This window comes from Amycolatopsis japonica (genome assembly GCF_000732925.1).
In the GTDB taxonomy this organism is placed as follows: Bacteria; Actinomycetota; Actinomycetes; order Mycobacteriales; family Pseudonocardiaceae; genus Amycolatopsis; species Amycolatopsis japonica.
Map to the genome: position 1 here is coordinate 6,316,185 of NZ_CP008953.1, position 18,637 is coordinate 6,334,821.

Annotated in this window: 15 protein-coding genes; 8 read left to right on the forward strand and 7 right to left on the reverse strand. The window is 69.5% G+C overall.

Annotated features, from left to right (window positions below):
• Positions 1-36 precede the first annotated feature (36 nt).
• Positions 37-978 carry an alpha/beta hydrolase gene (locus AJAP_RS29260; protein ID WP_038517265.1) on the forward strand — a complete coding sequence of 314 codons (942 nt, stop codon included), beginning with the start codon at positions 37-39 and terminating at the stop codon, positions 976-978.
• A gap of 5 nt (positions 979-983) precedes the next feature.
• Here AJAP_RS29260 and AJAP_RS29265 read toward each other — a convergent pair whose 3' ends face one another.
• From AJAP_RS29265 to tig, 6 genes are all read right to left on the reverse strand, one after another.
• Positions 984-1,904, reverse strand: coding sequence for a sensor histidine kinase (locus AJAP_RS29265; RefSeq protein WP_267284097.1), 921 nt, complete (start codon positions 1,902-1,904; stop codon positions 984-986).
• A 76-nt stretch (positions 1,905-1,980) separates the two neighbouring features.
• Entirely contained in the window at positions 1,981-2,361 is a 381-nt protein-coding gene (locus AJAP_RS29270) for a hypothetical protein (protein WP_038517271.1), read from the reverse strand.
• A 103-nt stretch (positions 2,362-2,464) separates the two neighbouring features.
• Complete coding sequence (gene clpX, locus AJAP_RS29275; RefSeq protein ID WP_016332355.1) at positions 2,465-3,760, reverse strand: ATP-dependent Clp protease ATP-binding subunit ClpX; 1,296 nt, start codon at positions 3,758-3,760, stop codon at positions 2,465-2,467.
• Positions 3,761-3,978: 218 nt separating this feature from the next.
• Entirely contained in the window at positions 3,979-4,650 is a 672-nt protein-coding gene (locus AJAP_RS29280; protein ID WP_016332354.1) for an ATP-dependent Clp protease proteolytic subunit, read from the reverse strand.
• A 27-nt stretch (positions 4,651-4,677) separates the two neighbouring features.
• Complete coding sequence (locus AJAP_RS29285; protein WP_016332353.1) at positions 4,678-5,280, reverse strand: ClpP family protease; 603 nt, start codon at positions 5,278-5,280, stop codon at positions 4,678-4,680.
• A gap of 172 nt (positions 5,281-5,452) precedes the next feature.
• Positions 5,453-6,823, reverse strand: coding sequence for a trigger factor (tig, locus tag AJAP_RS29290; RefSeq protein WP_038517274.1), 1,371 nt, complete (start codon positions 6,821-6,823; stop codon positions 5,453-5,455).
• 453 nt (positions 6,824-7,276) lie between these two features.
• Here tig and AJAP_RS29295 point away from each other — a divergent pair, with 453 nt between their 5' ends.
• The 7 genes from AJAP_RS29295 to AJAP_RS29330 all read left to right on the forward strand — a co-directional run bounded on the left by AJAP_RS29295 (position 7,277) and on the right by AJAP_RS29330 (position 18,121).
• On the forward strand, positions 7,277-9,289 hold the full coding sequence (locus AJAP_RS29295) for a fatty acid desaturase (RefSeq protein WP_038517276.1): 2,013 nt from the start codon (positions 7,277-7,279) through the stop codon (positions 9,287-9,289).
• Between the two features lie 458 nt (positions 9,290-9,747).
• A complete protein-coding gene (locus AJAP_RS29305) occupies positions 9,748-11,274 on the forward strand; it encodes a sensor histidine kinase (protein WP_038517280.1) in 1,527 nt (508 codons plus the stop codon).
• A 4-nt stretch (positions 11,275-11,278) separates the two neighbouring features.
• Entirely contained in the window at positions 11,279-13,126 is a 1,848-nt protein-coding gene (locus tag AJAP_RS29310) for an ArnT family glycosyltransferase (protein WP_038517282.1), read from the forward strand.
• Positions 13,127-13,200: 74 nt separating this feature from the next.
• The gene (locus AJAP_RS29315; protein ID WP_228694615.1) at positions 13,201-14,454 is read left to right on the forward strand and encodes a bifunctional glycosyltransferase family 2/GtrA family protein; all 1,254 of its coding nucleotides are present in this window, start codon (positions 13,201-13,203) and stop codon (positions 14,452-14,454) included.
• Between the two features lie 3 nt (positions 14,455-14,457).
• Complete coding sequence (locus AJAP_RS29320; RefSeq protein WP_038517289.1) at positions 14,458-16,308, forward strand: glycosyltransferase family 39 protein; 1,851 nt, start codon at positions 14,458-14,460, stop codon at positions 16,306-16,308.
• A gap of 44 nt (positions 16,309-16,352) precedes the next feature.
• Complete coding sequence (locus tag AJAP_RS43190; protein ID WP_228694617.1) at positions 16,353-17,174, forward strand: hypothetical protein; 822 nt, start codon at positions 16,353-16,355, stop codon at positions 17,172-17,174.
• Positions 17,175-17,422: 248 nt separating this feature from the next.
• A complete protein-coding gene (locus AJAP_RS29330) occupies positions 17,423-18,121 on the forward strand; it encodes a PP2C family protein-serine/threonine phosphatase (protein ID WP_038517292.1) in 699 nt (232 codons plus the stop codon).
• 9 nt (positions 18,122-18,130) lie between these two features.
• On the opposite strand, the gene AJAP_RS29335 is transcribed toward AJAP_RS29330, so the two are convergent.
• Positions 18,131-18,595 (reverse strand): DUF2127 domain-containing protein, encoded by a 465-nt coding sequence (locus AJAP_RS29335; protein WP_038517294.1) that lies wholly within the window; start codon positions 18,593-18,595, stop codon positions 18,131-18,133.
• Positions 18,596-18,637 lie beyond the last annotated feature (42 nt).

Consider the following 18,637-nt stretch of genomic DNA (forward strand, 5'->3'; position numbering starts at 1 on the left):
GACCTGGTGGAAGCTCAACAGGGGGATCGGGGATCGGTGAACGAGGACGACCAGGGGCACACGACGCTGCCGGGGGTGGACGGCGCCCGCCGGTGGCTGAGCCGTCGTTCCGTGCTGATCGCGGGCGCCTCCGGCCTCGGCGTCGCCGGTCTCGCCGCCGGGACGGCCACCGGAGCCCTGCCGTTCAGCGAAGCGCTCCAGCGGGCGCTCGGTGTCGCGTCGCCGACCCCGGCCACCCAGCTGGGCAGCCCGCGTGTCGAACGCGTCTACTCCGAAGCCCGCGGCCGCGAGGTCGATCTCGTGCTCATGCTGCCGACCAAGGCACCGCCCAAGGGCCTGCCGATGTCGCTGATGCTGCACGGCCTCCACGGCACCGCGCGGCACGCGGCCCCGACAGGACTGCTGAAACAGCTCGGCAGCGAGGTCGCCCGCAAGGCGGTGCCCCCGTTCGGATTCGTCGCCGTCGACGGCGGAGACCACTACTGGCACGAGAACAAGCCGGGCGACAACCCGATGGCGATGCTGCTCGAAGAGGTCCCCCGCTGGCTCGCCGCCCGCGGCCTCGGCGGCCGCGACGGGCAGCCGTTCGCCGCCACCGGGCTTTCGATGGGCGGCTTCGGCGCGCTGCTGTACACCCGGCGCCGTCTGGAACGCCGTCGCCCGCCCGCCGCGGTCGCGGCCCTCGCGCCCGCGCTCATCACGTCGTGGGCCGAGATGAGCAAACGGCGTGCGTTCCGCGACGCCGCCGACTGGGGCTCGCTGGACCCGCTGCGGCACATCGACGTCACCAAGAAGGTGCCGACCGGGATCTGGTGCGGGACCGAAGACCCGTTCATCGGCGGGGTGCGGAAGTTCATCTCCGAGGCGCGGCCCATGGTCGCGCACACGGCACGCGGCAAGCACGGCGACGCCTTCAATCGCACGGTCGTACCGAGCCTGATCGCGTTCCTCGGCAAACACGTCCCGAAGAACGCCTGAGCCGCTCAGACGCGGAAGTAGATCCTGGTCACGGTCGACCCCGGTCTCAGGTACTGCCGGACCAGGTCGGCGACCTGGTTCACCAGCACCAGGCCACGTCCGCCGATCTGTCCCGGCGACGCGGGACGGCGGCCCGCCAGCGGATCGCTCAGCGTGCCTTCGTCGATGACCTCGCAGAGCACGTAGTCCTCTTCGCGCCAGACGCGGACGACGCCGTGACCCGAACCGTGCAGCACGCTGTTGGCGGACAGCTCGGCCACGGCGAGCACGAGATCTTCCACCCGCTCCAACGCGAGCCCGTACTCCTCGGCCCGGTCCTGCGCGAAACTCCGCACCGCGCCGAGCCGGGCGAGGTCGAAGCGGAACGCGTCGGCGGCCCGCGGTTCGGGCAGCGGCAGGTTGTACTTCTCGACGACCGCGTCGGGCGCGTATCCCGCGCTCGGGCGATCTCCCCCGGCGCCGGACAGCGTCGGATGGGTCCGCTCGGCGTCGGCGAGGACGTCGTCTTCGAGCCGGTTGCGGTCGTACGGGCAAAGGATGCTCAGCTCGCGGTCCCCGAAGGCGAAGTTGATCAGTGCCTCGTGCTGCGCGCACGCCGGGTACTCGAGGGCCGACCGGCCCGCCCAGATCGGCTCGCCGATGATCCGCACCGGACCCGGGCGGTTGTCCGCGAACGCGAGCAGCACCCCAGGGAGGATGCGGCCGGGATTGCGGCCCGCCTCGGTCATGTCGATGAACTCGATCTCGGCCGCGGAATCGCCCAAAGCGGCTTCGATCAGCGCCAGATTCCGGCCTGGGACGGCCACGGCGACGGGCTCGCCGAGCTTCAGGCCCTCCCGGATGTACGGAACCGTACCGTTCAGGTACTCGGCGTCACCGGAGTAGAGCAGGCCCACATGGGAGAAGAGGCCCGCGGTGACTGTCACGGTGTCGTCTTACCCCGTGGAGACGATTCTGAAACCCTGCTAACGGAGGGAAATCCCGGAAACGGTGCCGGGCCGATCAGCCGAGCCAGCGTCCCGCCATCGAGATCAACCAGAATCCGGCGAGCGTCGCACCGGTGAACAGCCCGGTCCAGGCGACGAGCGATCGGTTGGCCTCCGCGCTTTTCGCCGCCTTGAGCCGGACGAGCGCGTACGCCGAAACGGCGAAGAACGGCAGCGGGATCAGCGGCAGCGGCGACAAGCGGACGACCCCGGCCACCAGGCAGGTCGCCACCAGCACGCCCAGTGCGATCGTCAGCGCGCGCGGGATCCACGGATGCCCGCGGTAGGCCCCGACGACGATGCGTTCGGTGAGTTCGACGAGTCCCCTGACCTCGCGTGGACTCGCGGCTGCCAGCTCGGGAGCCTCGTTCTCGTCCTTCGTGGGAGTCAGCGGCACCTTCGCATCCTATCCCGGTCCGGTCACCGGCCGGACCGGGCCGGAGAAAGCGATGCCCCGGCTGGAAGGATCCGGCCGGGGCATCGGTGACGAAACAGCTCCGTCAGGCGGACTTCTCGCCGCGCTCGCTGCTGCGACGGCGTGACGGCTGACGCGCCACGATCGTCGGGTTCACGTTCTCGCGGACGGTCTGCTCGGTGATGACGACCTTCGCGACGTCGTCGCGGCTGGGGATGTCGTACATGACCGGCTGCAGGACCTCTTCCATGATCGCGCGCAGGCCACGGGCGCCGGTGCCGCGGAGCACGGCCTGGTCGGCGATGGCCTCGAGCGCGGTCTTGGTGAACTCCAGCTCGACGTTGTCCATCTCGAAGAGCTTCTTGTACTGCTTCACCAGCGCGTTGCGCGGCGTGGTCAGGATGCTGACCAGCGAGTCCTTGTCGAGGTGGGTCACCGTCGCCACGACCGGGAGACGCCCGATGAACTCCGGGATGAGCCCGAACTTGATCAGGTCTTCCGGCATGGTGTCGGAGAAGATGTCGCTCTCGTCGATCTCGGCCTTGGTGCGGATCTCCGCGCCGAACCCGAGGCCGCGCTTGCCGACCCGCTCGTTGATGATCTTCTCCAGCCCGGCGAACGCGCCGGCCACGATGAACAGCACGTTCGTCGTGTCGATCTGGATGAACTCCTGGTGCGGGTGCTTGCGACCGCCCTGCGGCGGCACCGAGGCGGTGGTGCCCTCGAGGATCTTCAGCAGCGCCTGCTGCACGCCCTCGCCGGACACGTCGCGGGTGATCGACGGGTTCTCCGACTTGCGGGCGATCTTGTCGACCTCGTCGATGTAGATGATGCCCGTCTCGGCGCGCTTGACGTCGTAATCCGCCGCCTGGATCAGCTTGAGCAGGATGTTCTCGACGTCCTCGCCCACGTACCCGGCTTCGGTGAGCGCCGTGGCGTCCGCGATCGCGAACGGGACGTTCAGCATCTTCGCCAGGGTCTGGGCCAGATAGGTCTTGCCGCAGCCCGTCGGCCCCAGCATCAGGATGTTGGACTTCGCCAGCTCGACGGTCTCGTCCTTGGAATCCTTCGGCCCGGCCTTGTCGTCGGACTGCACACGCTTGTAGTGGTTGTACACCGCCACGGCCAGCGAACGCTTCGCGTCGTCCTGGCCGATGATGTACTGCTCGAGGAACTCGTGGATCTCGGCGGGTTTGGGCAGCTCGTCGAGCTTGACCTCACCGGCCTCGGCCAGTTCCTCTTCGATGATCTCGTTGCAGAGATCGATGCACTCATCGCAGATGTAGACCCCGGGGCCGGCAATGAGCTTCTTCACCTGCTTCTGGCTCTTGCCGCAGAAAGAACATTTCAGCAGGTCGCCGCCGTCACCGATCCGTGCCATGGCCGTTGACCTCGTCCCCTCCGGCGCGATACGCGCCTGACTGTCTTACCGCCCCGGTCACGGATGACCTCTCGGAGCCTCACACACTGCCACTGACGGTACCCGTCCGATGCCGCCGACGGGAGAACCAACGTCACATCTGAGCACGCCAGAAGCTGACCATAGACCAGGGGTCCGGTGCGTGTCGTCTCCCGACACGCACCGGTCCCCTCGCCCGATCAGCTGCTCGAAGCCTTGCGGTACTCGAGCACCTCGTCGACGATCCCGTACGCCTTGGCCTCGTCGGCCGTCAGGATCTTGTCGCGCTCGATGTCCTTCTTGACCTCGTCGGCGTCCTTGTTCGTGTGCTTCGCCAGGATGACCTCCATCTGGCGCCGCACCCGCTGGATCTCGTTGGCCTGGATCTCCAGGTCCGACACCTGGCCGTACGTGCCCTCGGTGGCGGGCTGGTGGATCAGCACGCGCGAGTTCGGCAGCGTGAACCGCTTGCCGGGGGTACCGGCGGCCAGCAGCACCGCGGCGGCCGAGGCGGCCTGGCCGATGCACATGGTGACGATGTCCGGACGGACGTACTGCATGGTGTCGTAGATCGCCATCAGCGCGGTGAACGAGCCACCGGGCGAGTTGATCAGGATCATGATGTCGCGGTCCGGGTCCTCGTGCTCGAGGTGCAGCAGCTGGACCATCACGTCGTTGGCCGACGCGTCGTCGATCTGCACGCCGAGCATGATCTGACGCTCTTCGTACAGCTTGTTGTACGGGTTCGATTCCTTGATGCCGTAGCTCGTGCGCTCGACGTACGAGGGCAGGACGTACCGCGACTGCGGCAGCTGGAGCCGCGACTGCATCCCGGGCGCCTGCGACCCGATCGGAAGCTGGAAGTTGCTCATTGAATTCTCCTGTGTGCCGGGCGCGGATCAGCTGTTGGGAAGCGGGTTCTCACGAGTGAGGACCTGGTCCACGAAGCCGTAGTCCTTCGCCTCCTGCGCGGTGAACCAGCGGTCGCGGTCACCGTCCTTGACGATCTGCTCGACCGTCTGGCCGGTCTGCTCGGCGGTGATCCGGGCCAGCTCCTGCTTCCACTTGCCGAACACCTCGGCCTGGATGGCGATGTCGGAGGCCGTGCCGCCGACACCCGCCGAGGGCTGGTGCATGAGGATGCGCGCGTGCTGCAGCGCGTACCGCTTGCCGGGCGTGCCGGAGGAGAGCAGGAACTGCCCCATCGACGCGGCCAGGCCCATCGCGTAGGTCGCGACGTCCGGGCGGATCAGCTGCATGGTGTCGTAGATCGCGAAACCCGCGGTGACCGAGCCACCGGGCGAGTTGATGTAGAAGCGGATGTCCGACTCGGAGTCGTCTGCGTCGAGCAGCAACAACTGGGCGGTGATCCGGTTCGCGACCTCGTCGTTGACCTCGGAGCCGAGGACGACGATGCGCTCCTGGAGCAACCGCTCGAAGACCGAGTCGGTGAGGTTGAGCCCTGCGGTACCGGTCCGCGCCTGGGGCGTGTGCTGCGTCACGTCATGCCTGCCTTTTCGCCGACGGCGGCGGGTGGAACGTTCGCCGCCGCGTATGTCCAGATGCTTGAGGATCTTGCAACCGACCCTAACGAACTTGGGCGGTGCAGAATGCCTGACACCGCCCAAGTTCGCTTACAGCTTTACGGTCCGTTTCGACCGGACCGGATATTCCCTACTCGGCCGCAGTCTTCGCGGTCTCCTCGGTGACCTGCGTCTCCTCGGCTGCGGGGCCGAAGAGCTCTTCGAGGTCGACCGTGGCGCCGGAGGCGTCGGTCACGGTGGTCTTGCGGACCACCGAGGCCAGCGCCTTGCCGCGGCGCACGTCGGCGTAGATCGCGGTCAGCTGACCGGACTGCTGCGCCCGCTGGACGTACTCGTCCGGGCTGACGCCGAAGCGCTGCGCCTGGTAGATGATCCGCTCGGTGAGCTCGCCGTCGTTGACCGACGTCTGCTCGGCGTCGGCGATGCTGTCCAGCAGCAGCTGCGTGCGGACCGCCTTCTCCGACTCCTCGCGGACCTCGGTGTCGAACTCTTCGATCGTGCGGCCTTCGGCCTCCAGCGCCTTCGCGAACTGCGCCTCGTCGTGGTCGAAGGGGTGGATCGCGTCGTGCTTGCGGTTCTCGATCTCGGCCTCGAGGACCTTCTCCGGGATCGCGACCTCGGTGCGCTCGAGGAGCTCCTCGAGGACCTTGTCGCGGGCCTGGACGCCCTGCTGCATCTTCTTGACGCGGCCGAGGCGCTCGCGAAGGTCGCCCTTCAGCTCGTCGATCGTGTCGAACTCGCTCGCCATCTGGGCGAACTCGTCGTCCGCCTCGGGCAGCTCGCGCTGCTTGATGGTCTGCACGGTGACGGTGACGTCGGCGTCCTTGCCGGTGTGCTCGCCGGCGACCAGCTTCGTGGTGAAGGTCTTGGTCTCGCCGGCGTTCGCGCCGATGATCGCCTCGTCGATACCGTCGACGAGCTGGCCGGAGCCGATCTCGTAGGACAGGCCGGTGGTCGAGGCCTCCTCGACCTCCTGGCCGTCGACGGTGGCCGCGAGGTCGATCGAGACGAAGTCGCCGTTCTCGGCCGGGCGGTCGACACCGGTCAGGGTGCCGAAGCGGGCGCGCAGCTCGTCGAGCTGCTCGTCGACCTCGGCGTCGGTCAGTTCGACGTCGTCGACGCTGACCGCGAAGCCCTCGAGGTCGGGCAGCGAGATCTCCGGGCGGATGTCGACTTCGGCGGTGAACTCGAGGACCTCGCGGTCCTCCAGCTTGGTCACCTCGAACTCGGGCTGGCCCAGCGTGCGGACCTCGCCCGCGCGCACGGCTTCCATGTACTTGGCCGGAATGACCTCGTTGACGACCTCGTCGAGCACCGGGGCTCGCCCGATCCGGCTTTCCAGCACGCGAGCCGGCGCCTTGCCCGGGCGGAAGCCGGGGATGCGCACCTGCTGGGCGATCTTGCGGTAGGCGCGGTCGAAGTTCGGCTTGAGCTCGTCGAACGGCACCTCGACATTGATCTTGACTCGCGTCGGGCTGAGCTGCTCGACGGTGCTCTTCAACGTATTCTCCTCGAGCGGTAAACGATGTGTTGGGGCATCCGCATGTCTTCGACGGCGGATGTGCCCTGGTCACCTTGCAGACCGGGCCGTCCGAGTCTAGGCCGTGTCCCTTCCCGGCCCGGTCCCGGGGCCATCAGCCCGCCCTCGCCCGCCGGTCACAGGTTTCGAACCACGTCGGACCATCAGGCCCCCGACCACCCGATCGGACCAGTTTTCGGTTCTTCTCTGTTACGAACCGGCCCTTTCCTGGACACGGATGCGTGCCACGCTTCACCATCGGACGCCGTGACGAGGCGTTTCGGCGATCGGATGAAGTTTACAAACCAGTACTAATTGTCTACGGTATGCGAGCTTGTCCCGGTAGCCATCGACCGAGGGGAACGATCGATGACCGTCGCCGTAACCCGGTCCGAGGACACGGGGGAATCACCCGAGAGAAGACCGAGACGCGGTGTGCCCAATCCGCGGCTGCCGCTGCCGCTGGTCTCGGTGCCGACCGTGCTGCTGTTCACCGGCGGCGCCATGGTCTGGACGGGCGCCACCTGGCTGGTCGTCAACGAGGCCGCGCCGCTCTGGGTGACCATTCCCCTGCACGCGCTCGTCACCTTCACCATGTTCACCGTGCTGCACGAGTCGACGCATCACGCGGCTGGGCGGCTCACCTGGGTCAACGAACTGCTCGGCAGGCTCGCGATGCCGTTCGTGGCGGCCTACGGCTCCTTCCCCCTGGTGCGCTACATCCATCTGGAGCACCACCGCAACACCAACGAGGACGCCCACACCGACCCCGACGCCTGGACCGCGCACGGCCCCTGGTGGCAGTTGCCGCTGCGCTGGCTGACCATCGACTTCTGGTACGCCCGCTTCTACGTGGCCCGGCAGCGCACGCGGCCGCCGTCGGAGCGGATCGAGACCGCGGCCGTCGTCGCGCTGAGCCTCGCCGCGTTCGCCTGGCTGACCGTGAGCGGCCACGGCTGGGAACTGCTGATGGTCTACCTGATCCCGCAACGCGTCGGGCTGGCCGTCCTGGCCTGGTGGTTCGACTGGCTGCCGCATCACGACCTCGGCGCGCAGCGGCAGAACCGGTTCGGCGCCACCCGCGTCCGCGTCGGGCTCGAATGGCTGATGACGCCGATCATGCTGTGCCAGAACTACCACCTGGTGCACCATCTCCACCCGGCGATCCCGTTCTACCGGTATCTGCGCACGTGGCGGGACAACCGCGACGCCTACCTCGCCAGGGACGTCCCGATCGCGACCCCGTGGGGCCGCGAGCTGACGGCGGCGGAGTACCGCGAATGGCGGCGGCTCACCGGCTCGTTCGACGAGGAGCCGCCCGCGCCGCAGCCGCTGCGGCCGAGCCGGTTCCACTCGCTGCGGGTCGCCGAGGTCCGGCCGCTGTGCGAGGGCGCCGTCACCGTGACGTTCGAGGTGCCGGAACGGCTGCGCGAGACCTTCCTGTTCACCCCCGGCCAGCACCTCGTCATCCGCGCGGAGGTCGACGGGGAAGAGGTGCGGCGCGCCTACTCGATCTGCTCGACGCCGGACTCCGGTGAGCTGCGGATCGCGATCAAGCACCAGCTCGGCGGCGCGTTCTCGACGTTCGCCACCACGGAACTCGCGGCGGGCGACGTCCTGGACGTCCTGCCGCCGGACGGCGAGTTCACGCTGACCCCGGAGCGCGGTCGCGCCGGTCGTTACGTCGCGCTCGCCGCGGGCAGCGGGATCACACCGATCCTGTCGATCCTGACCGCGACCCTGCGGAACGAGCCGAACAGCAAGGCGACCTTGCTGTACATCAACACCTCCGGCGCCAGCACGATGTTCGCCGACGAGCTCGGCGCGCTCGCCACCCGGCTGGGCGGACGGCTGCACGTCGTGCACTACCGCACCGACGAACGCGACCCGGACCTGCGCACGCAACGGGTCGAGAAGCCGTTCGACATCGTCGGCGAGGCGCTGGCCATCTCGCACGAGCGCTACCAGCGCGGCCGTCTCGACGGCACCCGCCTCCGCGCGCTGCTGCAGGCACGGCTGCACCCGGCGAAGGTGGACGACTGGTTCCTGTGCGGCCCGCGCGACCTCGTCGACATGGCCCGCCGGACGCTCGCCGAGCGGGACGTCCCGGAGGAGAACGTCCACTTCGAACTGTTCCAGGGCGCGCTCCCGGTCCGCCCCTCGCGGCGCCCCGGCCCGACGCTGACGGTCACCGCGGGCGGGAAGACCGTCGAAATCCCCGCGACCGTGGGCGAAACCGTGCTCAGCGCCGCGCTCCGGCACGGCGTCGACGCGCCGTACGCGTGCGTCGGCGGCGCGTGCGGCACGTGCCGGGCGACCGTGGTGCGGGGCAGCGCGCGGATGGACGTCCATTACGCGCTCGGGGACGACGAGGTCGCCGCGGGCCGGATCCTGACCTGCCGGGCGGTGGCGACGTCGCCCGAACTCGCCGTCGACTACGACCGCTGACCCCGGCCCGGCCACAACGGTCGATGGGGTCGTGAGTGGCGACTCGTGTTCTGGTGAACCTGTATTTGATCACCCACTCGGCTTGACGCCGTCCTGCTGCCGTGGCGGAGCCGATGTCGGCGAGTGGGGAGGATCGGGGACGTCCAGTGTCCGGAATCTTCCCCGCTCGGCATGACCTTGATCAACGGAGGATTCGGGACATTCAACGTCCCCGATCTTCCGTTGATCAAGCTCCTCGACCCGAGCAACCCCTCGACGATGCAGGAATTAGGACACTCGGACGCGACCCGGTCCTGCCGCGAGGCGTCCGGCTGGACACGCGTGTCGTCCATCGCATCACGCGTGTCGTCCGTCTGATCACCCGTGTCGTCCGATAACGCGAGTGCGGCATCGCGGCACACAGCGGGCTCACAGGTGGGACACAACGCGCGCATACGACGGCGGCGCACGCTCGGGTCATGGCATCCGGACCGACCGCCGGCCCGCGCCGGTGGACCCGGCCCGGGCGGCTTTCCCTGCGCGCCAAGCTGACCGGCTCGATGGTGCTGCTGCTCACGTTCGTCTGCCTGGTGATCGGCGTCGCCAGCGAGATCGCGCTGCGGTCGTTCCTCACCCGCCAGATCGACGACCAGCTCTCGGCCGCGTCGTCCCGCGCCCACGACTTCGCGAACCGGCCGCCGGAGGACGGGCTCGGTCCCAATCCGCTCAACGCGCCGGGCCAGGCCTCCGGGACGCTCAGCGTGCGGGTCTCCGGAGACCGCGTGCTCTACGCCGGAGTCCTTACCGTGCAAGGGCTTCCGCAAGGATTGTCGGCCGAGCAGGAGGCCGGGCTGTTCTCGATCCCGGCGGACCGGCCGCCGATGACGCTGACGATCGGCGGGCTGGGCGACTATCGCGTGCAGGCCGCCTCGATCCCCGGTGGCGTGGTCGTCACCGGGCTCCCGCTCGGGCCGATGCAGGACACGCTGGCCACCGTCGGGTGGATCCTGTTCGGGGTCGCGGCGGCGGGCGTCACCGGCGCCGGATTCCTCGGCGCGTTCGCCGTCCGGCGCACGTTGCGGCCGCTCGACCGGGTCGCGGCGACCGCGGGCCGGGTGTCGGCGATGCGGCTCGACCGCGGGCAGGTCGCGCTTTCCGTGCGGGTGCCCGAGATCGACACCGATCCGCGGACCGAGGTCGGCCAGGTCGGTTCGGCGCTGAACCTCATGCTCGGGCATATCGCGCGGGCGCTGGAAGCCCGGCAGGCCAGCGAGACCCGGGTCCGCCGGTTCGTCGCCGACGCGAGTCACGAACTCCGCACTCCGCTCGCGGCGATCCGCGGGTACGCCGAACTCGCCGGCCGCGGCAGCGCGCTGGCGCCGCCGGAGGTCGCGCGTTCGATGTCGCGGATCCAGTCCGAGGCGGCCCGGATGACGACACTGGTCGAGGATCTCCTCCTGCTCGCGAGACTCGACGCCGGTCGCCCGCTCGAAGCGGGCGAGGTCGACCTCACCCGGCTGGCCGCGGACGCCGTCGGCGACGCGCACGTCGCGGGCCCGGACCATCGCTGGGAACTCCGGCTCCCGCCGGTTCCCGTCCTCGTCCGCGGCGACGTCCAGCGCCTGCACCAGGTGCTGGCGAATCTGCTGTCCAACGCGCGCACGCACACCCCGCCGGGCACCACGGTGATCACCGCGCTGACCCGCTCGCACGGCGGGGCCGCGGTGCTCACCGTCACCGACGACGGCCCCGGGATCGCCCCGGAACTCCTGCCGAGCGTGTTCGAACGCTTCGCCCGCGGTGATTCCTCCCGCTCACGTGCCGCGGGCAGTACCGGGCTCGGGATGGCGATCGCGTCGGCGATCGTCGTTGCCCATCACGGCACGATCGAGGTGCACAGCCGTCCGGGCCGCACCGAATTCGCCGTCCATCTTCCGGTGATCGGATCCTCACAGCGGGTGCACAGCTTCGGCACAACCACCCCCCAGGTCGGCCCCCGACGCTGAGGCCATGACCCTCCTCGCCTCCCGCGACGAAGCCGATCGAACCGCTCCCCCCGCCCGAGGCACGCCGGCCGATCCGCGCTGGGTCCGGCCGTCGCTGGCCGCGCTTCTGCTCGCGACCGCCGTCCTGTACCTGTGGAACCTCGGGGAATCCGGCTGGGCCAACGCCTTCTACTCGGCGGCCGCGCAGGCGGGATCGCTGAGCTGGAAGGCGTTGTTCTTCGGTTCCAGCGACGCCGCGAACGCGATCACGGTCGACAAGACACCGGCCGCGTTGTGGGTGATGAGCCTTTCCGCGCGCCTGTTCGGGGTCAACGCCTGGAGTGTCCTGGTGCCGCAGGCGTTGATGGGCGTCGGCTCGGTCGCGGTGCTGTACGCCGCGGTGCGCCGGACGTCCGGCCCGGCCGCGGGGCTGCTGGCGGGCACCGTCCTCGCGCTCACCCCGGCCGCCGCGCTGATGTTCCGCTTCAACAACCCCGACGCGTTGCTCGTCCTGCTCCTGACCGCGGGCGCGTACTGCGTCGTCCGCGCCCTGGAGAAAGCGAGCCCGCGCTGGCTGGCGCTGGCCGGGGTCGCCGTCGGTTTCGGCTTCCTCGCGAAGATGCTGCAAGCGTTCCTGGTGCTGCCCGCGTTCGGGATCGCCTATCTGATCGCCGCGCCGACGTCGCTGGGCAAACGCCTGCTGCACCTACTCGGCGCTTTGGGCGCGACCCTCATCTCCGCGGGCTGGTATCTCGCCGTCGTCGCGCTGTGGCCCGCCGCCGACCGGCCCTACATCGGCGGCTCGCAGGAGAACAGCCTGTGGGAGCTCGCTTTCGGCTACAACGGCCTCGGCCGCATCACCGGCGACGAGGTCGGCAGTGTCGGCGGGAGTCCCAACGGCGGCTGGGGAGGCACGGGCTGGGACCGGTTGTTCGGGAACGAGATGGCGGGCGGGATCGCCTGGCTCCTGCCCGCCGCCGCCGTCGCGCTGGCCGCCGGGCTGTGGTTCACGCGCCGTGCCCCGCGCACCGACGGCGGCCGGGCTGCGCTGATCCTCTGGGGCGGCTGGTTCGTGGTGACCGCCGTCGTGTTCAGCTACATGGGCGGCATCATCCACGCGTACTACACGATCGCGCTCGCCCCGGCGGTGGCCGCGCTCGTCGGGATCGCGGGCACGCAATTGTGGCGCGCACGGGGGAATCCGGCCGCCGCGGGCACGTTGAGCGCGGGGATCGGGCTGACCGCGCTGACGGCGTATCTCCTGCTGGCACGGCAATCCGACCGGCTTCCCGGGTTCGCGATCGCGGTCCTCGTGGCCGGACTCCTGTGCGCCTTCCTGGTGTTCTTCGCCTCGCGTTTGCCTGACGTGGCAAGGCGTCTGGTCGCCCTCGGCGCACTGGTCACGGTTCTCGCAGGCACCGGCGTGTACACGGTCGCGACCGCGGCCACCCCGCATTCCGGCGCGCTCCCCTCCGCCGGACCGGATACGGGCCGGGGCATGCGGATGGGCGGCGGCGGGTTGCTCGGGACGAGCCTGCCCGGCGACGAACTGGCCGCGCTGATCCGGCGGGACAGCGCGAACTACACCTGGGCGGCGGCGACCGTCGGCTCCAACAACGCCGCGGGTTATCAGCTCGGCAGCGGCGCGCCGGTGATGGCCGTCGGCGGGTTCAACGGCACGGATCCGGCCCCCACACTCGAACAGTTCCAGGAACATGTCCGAAAAGGACGGATACACTACTTCCTCGGCGAAGGCATGATGATGCGCGGGGAGACCGGCAGCGACGCCGCCGAGCGGATCGCCGCCTGGGTCGCGGACACCTACGAACCGACCACTGTGGACGGTGTCACCGTCTACGACCTGAGCCGGTGAATCCCGTGACAGGACACAGCGACAGCACAGCTCGGGCACAAGGCGACCTCAGCGCGATGGCCGAGATTGACGTCATGACAACCGCGATCCTCTCCGGCGCCGAAACCGGCCGCCGCCCCGCCATCGCCCCGGACGGCTCCCCCGTGCTCGACGTCGTCATCCCGGTCTACAACGAGGAGACCGACCTCGAACCGTGCATCCGGAGGCTGCACGCGCACCTCGTGGAGCAGTTCCCGTACCCGTTCCGGATCACCGTCGCCGACAACGCCAGCACCGACGGCACACTGCACGTCGCGGAACGGCTGAGCCGCGAGTTCGAGTCCGTCGAAGTCCGGCACCTCGAAGAAAAAGGCCGCGGCCGCGCGTTGCGTGCCGTTTGGTCCACTTCGGACGCTCCGGTGCTCGCGTACATGGACGTCGACCTCTCGACCGATCTGGCCGCGCTCGGGCCGCTGATCGCGCCACTGCTGTCCGGCCACTCCGACCTCGCCATCGGCAGCAGGCTCGCCCGTGGCGCGCGGGTGGTGCGCGGGCCGAAGCGGGAGTTCATTTCCCGGTGCTACAACCTGATCCTGCGCGGCACGCTGGCGGCGAGGTTCAGCGACGCGCAATGCGGTTTCAAGGCGATCCGTGCCGACGTCGCCGAACGGCTGCTCCCCCACATCCAGGACACCGGCTGGTTCTTCGACACCGAACTGCTCGTGCTGGCGCAGAAGGCCGGGCTGCGGATCCACGAGGTCCCGGTCGACTGGGTGGACGACCCGGATTCGTCGGTGAACATCATCGCCACCGCCACCGCCGACCTCAAAGGCATCGCACGGCTGACCAAGGCCACGATGACCGGCCGGATCCCGATCAGCGGCCTGCGCGAGCAACTCGGCCGCGCGCCGATCCAGGTACAGGCGCCGGGGGTGGCGCCGAGCCTGGTGCGGCAGCTGGTGCGGTTCGCCGCCGTCGGTGTCGCCAGCACCGTCGCCTACCTCGTGCTTTTCCTGTTGTTGCGGACGTTCACCGGCGCGCAGGCGGCGAACCTCGTCGCGCTGCTGGTGACGGCGATCGGCAACACCGCGCTCAACCGGCGCCTGACCTTCGGCATCCGCGGCAAGCAAGGCGCCGGGCTGCACCAGTTCCAGGGACTCATCGTGTTCGGGCTCGGGCTCGCACTCACCAGTGGCGCGCTGGCGCTGCTGCACACGATGACCGCGCCGGGGCTGACGCTGGAGATCACCGCGCTCGTGCTCGCGAACCTCGCGGCCACCGTCCTGCGTTTCCTGCTGCTGCGGGGCTGGGTGTTCCGCCGCCGCCCCGCCACCGAGATGGAGAGCTGATCGATGACCACCGCACTCGCTTCCCGGGCCGAACCCGGCCACGCCGGGGAAACCGCCACGAAACCACCCGGCCGATGGGTCCGGCCCGCCGTGTTCGGGCTGCTCGCCGCCACCGCGCTGCTGTACTTCTGGAACCTGACCGCCTCCGGCTACGGCAACTCGTTCTACGCGGCGGCCGTGCAGTCGGGCACCCAGGACTGGAAGGCGTGGCTGTTCGGCTCACTCGACGCGGGGAACGTCCTGACGGTCGACAAACCCCCGGCCGCACTCTGGGTGACGACGGCGTTCGCCCGGATCTTCGGTTTCTCCAGTTTCACCGTGCTGGCACCGCAAGCGCTGATGGGCGTGGCTTCGGTCGGCCTTCTGTACCTGACGGTCAAGCGGACCTCCGGACCGGTCGCCGGCCTGTTCGCCGGGGCGGCGCTCGCCGTCACGCCGGTCGCCGCGCTGATGTTCAAGTTCAACAACCCGGACGCGTTGCTGACGCTGCTGCTGATCGCCGGTGGGTACTGCACGATCCGCGCGATCGAAAAGGCGAGCCCGCGCTGGCTGGCGCTGGCCGGGGTCGCCATCGGATTCGGCTTCCTGACCAAAATGATGCAGGCGTTCCTGGTGCTGCCCGCGTTCGGGCTCGCGTACCTGATCGCGGCGCCGACGTCACTCGGCAAACGCCTGCTGCACCTGTTCGGCGCAGTGGTCGCGGTGGTCGTCTCGGCGGGCTGGTTCATCGCGCTGGTCGATCTGTGGCCGACCGATTCACGGCCGTACATCGGCGGCTCGGACGGGGACAGCCTGCTCGAACTGGCCTTGGGCTACAACGGTCTCGGCCGGATCTTCGGCATGGGCGGCGGCGTGATGGTCGGTGGTCCCGGCGGTTCCGTCAGCTCCGGCGGCGGGAACGTCGGCTTCGGCGGCGAGAGCGGCCTGACCCGGATGTTCGGCGCCAGCTTCGGCAGTGAGGTGTCGTGGCTGCTGCCCGCCGCACTGATCGGGCTGGTCGCGGGGCTGTGGTTCACCCGGCGGGCGGCCGGGACCGACCGGACGAGGGCCGCGTTGATCGTGTGGGGCGGCTGGATGCTGGTCACCTCGCTGGTGTTCAGCTTCATGAGCGGGATCGTGCACCCGTACTACGCCGTCGCGCTGGCGCCGTCGATCGCCGCGGTGGTGGCGATCTCCGGGACCTCGCTATGGCGCGGCCGGGCGCATTTCGCGCCCCGGATGTTCCTGTCGCTGATGATCGCGGCCAGCGCCGTGTGGGCGTACATCCTCTTGGACCGTGACGCGGACTGGCTGCCCGCGTTGCGCTGGATCATCGTCTGCCTCGGCCTGCTGACCGCGACCGTCGTGCTGGTGGGTGTCCCGCCGCTGCGCAAACTCGTCGCCGTCGTCGCGACGGTCTCCGTGCTGGCGATCGGCCTCGGGACCACCGCGTACGGCATCGAGACCGCTTCGCAGTCGCACTCCGGCTCGATCCCGATCTCCGGCCCGTCCACCGGGGGCGAGCGCGGAATGGGCATGGGCATGGAAGAGGGGTCCTCGGCGGAGATCGGGGCCGTGCTCGCGGCGACCACGACGAAGTGGGCGGCCGCGACGTCGAGTTCGCAGTCGGCGGCGAACCTGGAGCTCGCGAGTGGGAAGTCGGTGATCGGCATCGGCGGTTGGAGCGGCGGGGACCCCGCACCCACCCTGGCCGAGTTCCAGCAATACGTGGCGAACGGCGACATCACCTATTACGTCGAAGGCGGCCGCGGCGGCGGGCCGGGCGGCGGTTCGAACGAGATCTCCGAATGGGTCGCCGAGAACTTCCCCGCCACCACGGTCGGCGAACAGACGGTGTACCACCTGCTCTCCTGAAATTGCGTCGACAAACCTTGGGGCGCACGGGAATCCTGGACGGCGTGAATCGGCCGTACCGCTGGGATCTCGTGCGCCCCGACCAGCTCGGGACGCTACTGGAGCGCGCCGAAGAACCGTCGTTGTGGTTCCTGGACGAATTGATCGAATGCGCCGCGAAGGTGATCGCCCGGGCGGGAGACGCGGACCTCTACTTCGTCGGCCGCTCCGCGGACAGCGTGCACGATCTGCTGAGCGGAACCCCTTGGCGGGAACGGATCCACCAGTTGCCGCTGTCGTTCGCGGGGACCCGGTCCGGACTGGCCGAGTCCGATGTGGACACTCTTCGCGGCTACCTCGCCTCGGCGGGCCTGAGCCCGCACGACCTGGCGCGCGGACGGCCGAAGGTGTTCGTCGACCTCGTCTACACAGGACAGACGTTCACCGACCTGTACGGGCTGCTGCGGCAGTGGATCGACGACGAGCGCGAGGCGTGGAGCATCATCCGCGGACGGCTCCGGTTCCTCGGGATCACCATCCGCGAGGACACCACGCCGTCGGCGTTCCGCTGGCAGCAGCATTTCGGCTGGCCCGCCGACCTGCCCGCGAACGGCGTCCGGAACATCTCGCTCGACGAGCCGGTCTGGCTCTACTTCGGGAACACCCAGGCCAAGCTGACGGCGTCGTTCCCGAGGCCGCGCTGGTCGGACGAGAACGGCCGGGCGCCGGAGCATTCGGAGAAGCGGCTGCGGGGGCTCGCCGAGGCGGTCGCGATCGTCGAGGCAGGACGTTCGAAGGCGGGGCGGGGCCTGCTCGTGCGGCATCTGCGGAAGGAACCGGCGATGGCGGAGAGCTGGCTGCGGACGCTGATCACCCGTCTGCGCTGACCGCGGCCTCGCGACTCGCGTGATCAAGCACCGATCTCGCGTGATTGAAGGCGGAACTCACGTGACTGGAGGCGTAACTCGCGAGTTCCGCCTCCAATCACGCGAGTTACGGGTGTGATCACGCGAGTCGCGTCTCCGATCACGCGGTTGCGCTGACCGACAGCTGCCTTTCACCTACCCCTCAGGTCACCCACAGGATTCAGGCGGATCCTGGAAGCAGGGCATCACCCAGGGGTGAGGAGTAGACGATGAGGGAGCTTCCGCACTGGCACACGGCGAGCGCGCGGGGACCGCGCGAGTACAACGCGGACGCCGTCGCGGCGTACGCGGCGGCGGGCGGCCGCGGGATCGTGTTCGCGCTGGCCGATGGAGTCGGAGATCACCCGAATGCCGCACACGCGGCGCGCACGGCGGCATCGGCGGCGGCGAGGACACCGGTCGATCAGGGGGCGGTCGGGGCCGTTCTCGCTGCTCAGCGGGCCGTGCTCGCCCTCGGCGAGGCCGGTGACTGCGTCCTCGTCGTGGCCGTCCGGACCGGCGAAGGGTATGGCATCGCGTGGGTCGGGGACGCGCGGGCGTACGCTTGGGACGGTTACACCGTGCGGCAGGTGACGAAGGACCATACGCTCGCGCAGTACTTCCGCGACCACGACCAACCCGTGACACCGCGGATGGAACACGTCGTCACCACCAGCGTCCGCACGGCCGGTGCGCACGAGATCGGCACCGCCACCGTCACGACCGGCGGGCTTCTGCTCACCAGCGACGGTGTGCACAAGACGCTCAGCGGTCCGGCCATGCTCGACATCCTCGGGATGCCGGACGGGGCGGCCGCGGAGCTGGTGCGGACGGCGATCTCGCTCGGTGGCTCCGACAACGCCACCGCGATCGTGGTGGATCCGCCCGGCGCGGAGGTCACCACGGAAAAGTTTCGCGTCGCGGCCTGAACCGGGCGGTCAGGCCGCGACGCGATCCCTCTTCAGCTGACGGTATTCACGCAGCACCAGCACGACGATCAGGACGTCGAGCGCGGCGAAGAACGGCAGCGCGAGCGAGTGCGTGTGGATCGCGCGGAAGATCTCGTAGACCACGAACGCCGAGAGCACCACGGCGGCAACGGGGTAGGCCCGCATCACCTTCTTCGCGAGCGCCCACACCAGGCCGAGCTTGATGAGGCCGTGCGCGACGAGATACACGACGGCGAACGTCCGGCCCTCGGCGAAGTGGCCGGCGGCGAGTTCGAGGTGCCGGGCCAGCGTCCCTTCGGGGTCGCCGAGCAGGTCACGGGTGACCACGGCGTGCGCGAAACCGGAGATGACCGTCGCCGGCACGATCATCAGGACCAGCCCGCCCACCAGCTGCAACGCGCCGTCGAGTCCCTTCAGGGCGATGGCGATCCGGAACAGCTTCTCGGTGCTCATGTCACTTCACCCTGCCGCACCGGGCCGCCGCCCGCAGCCACC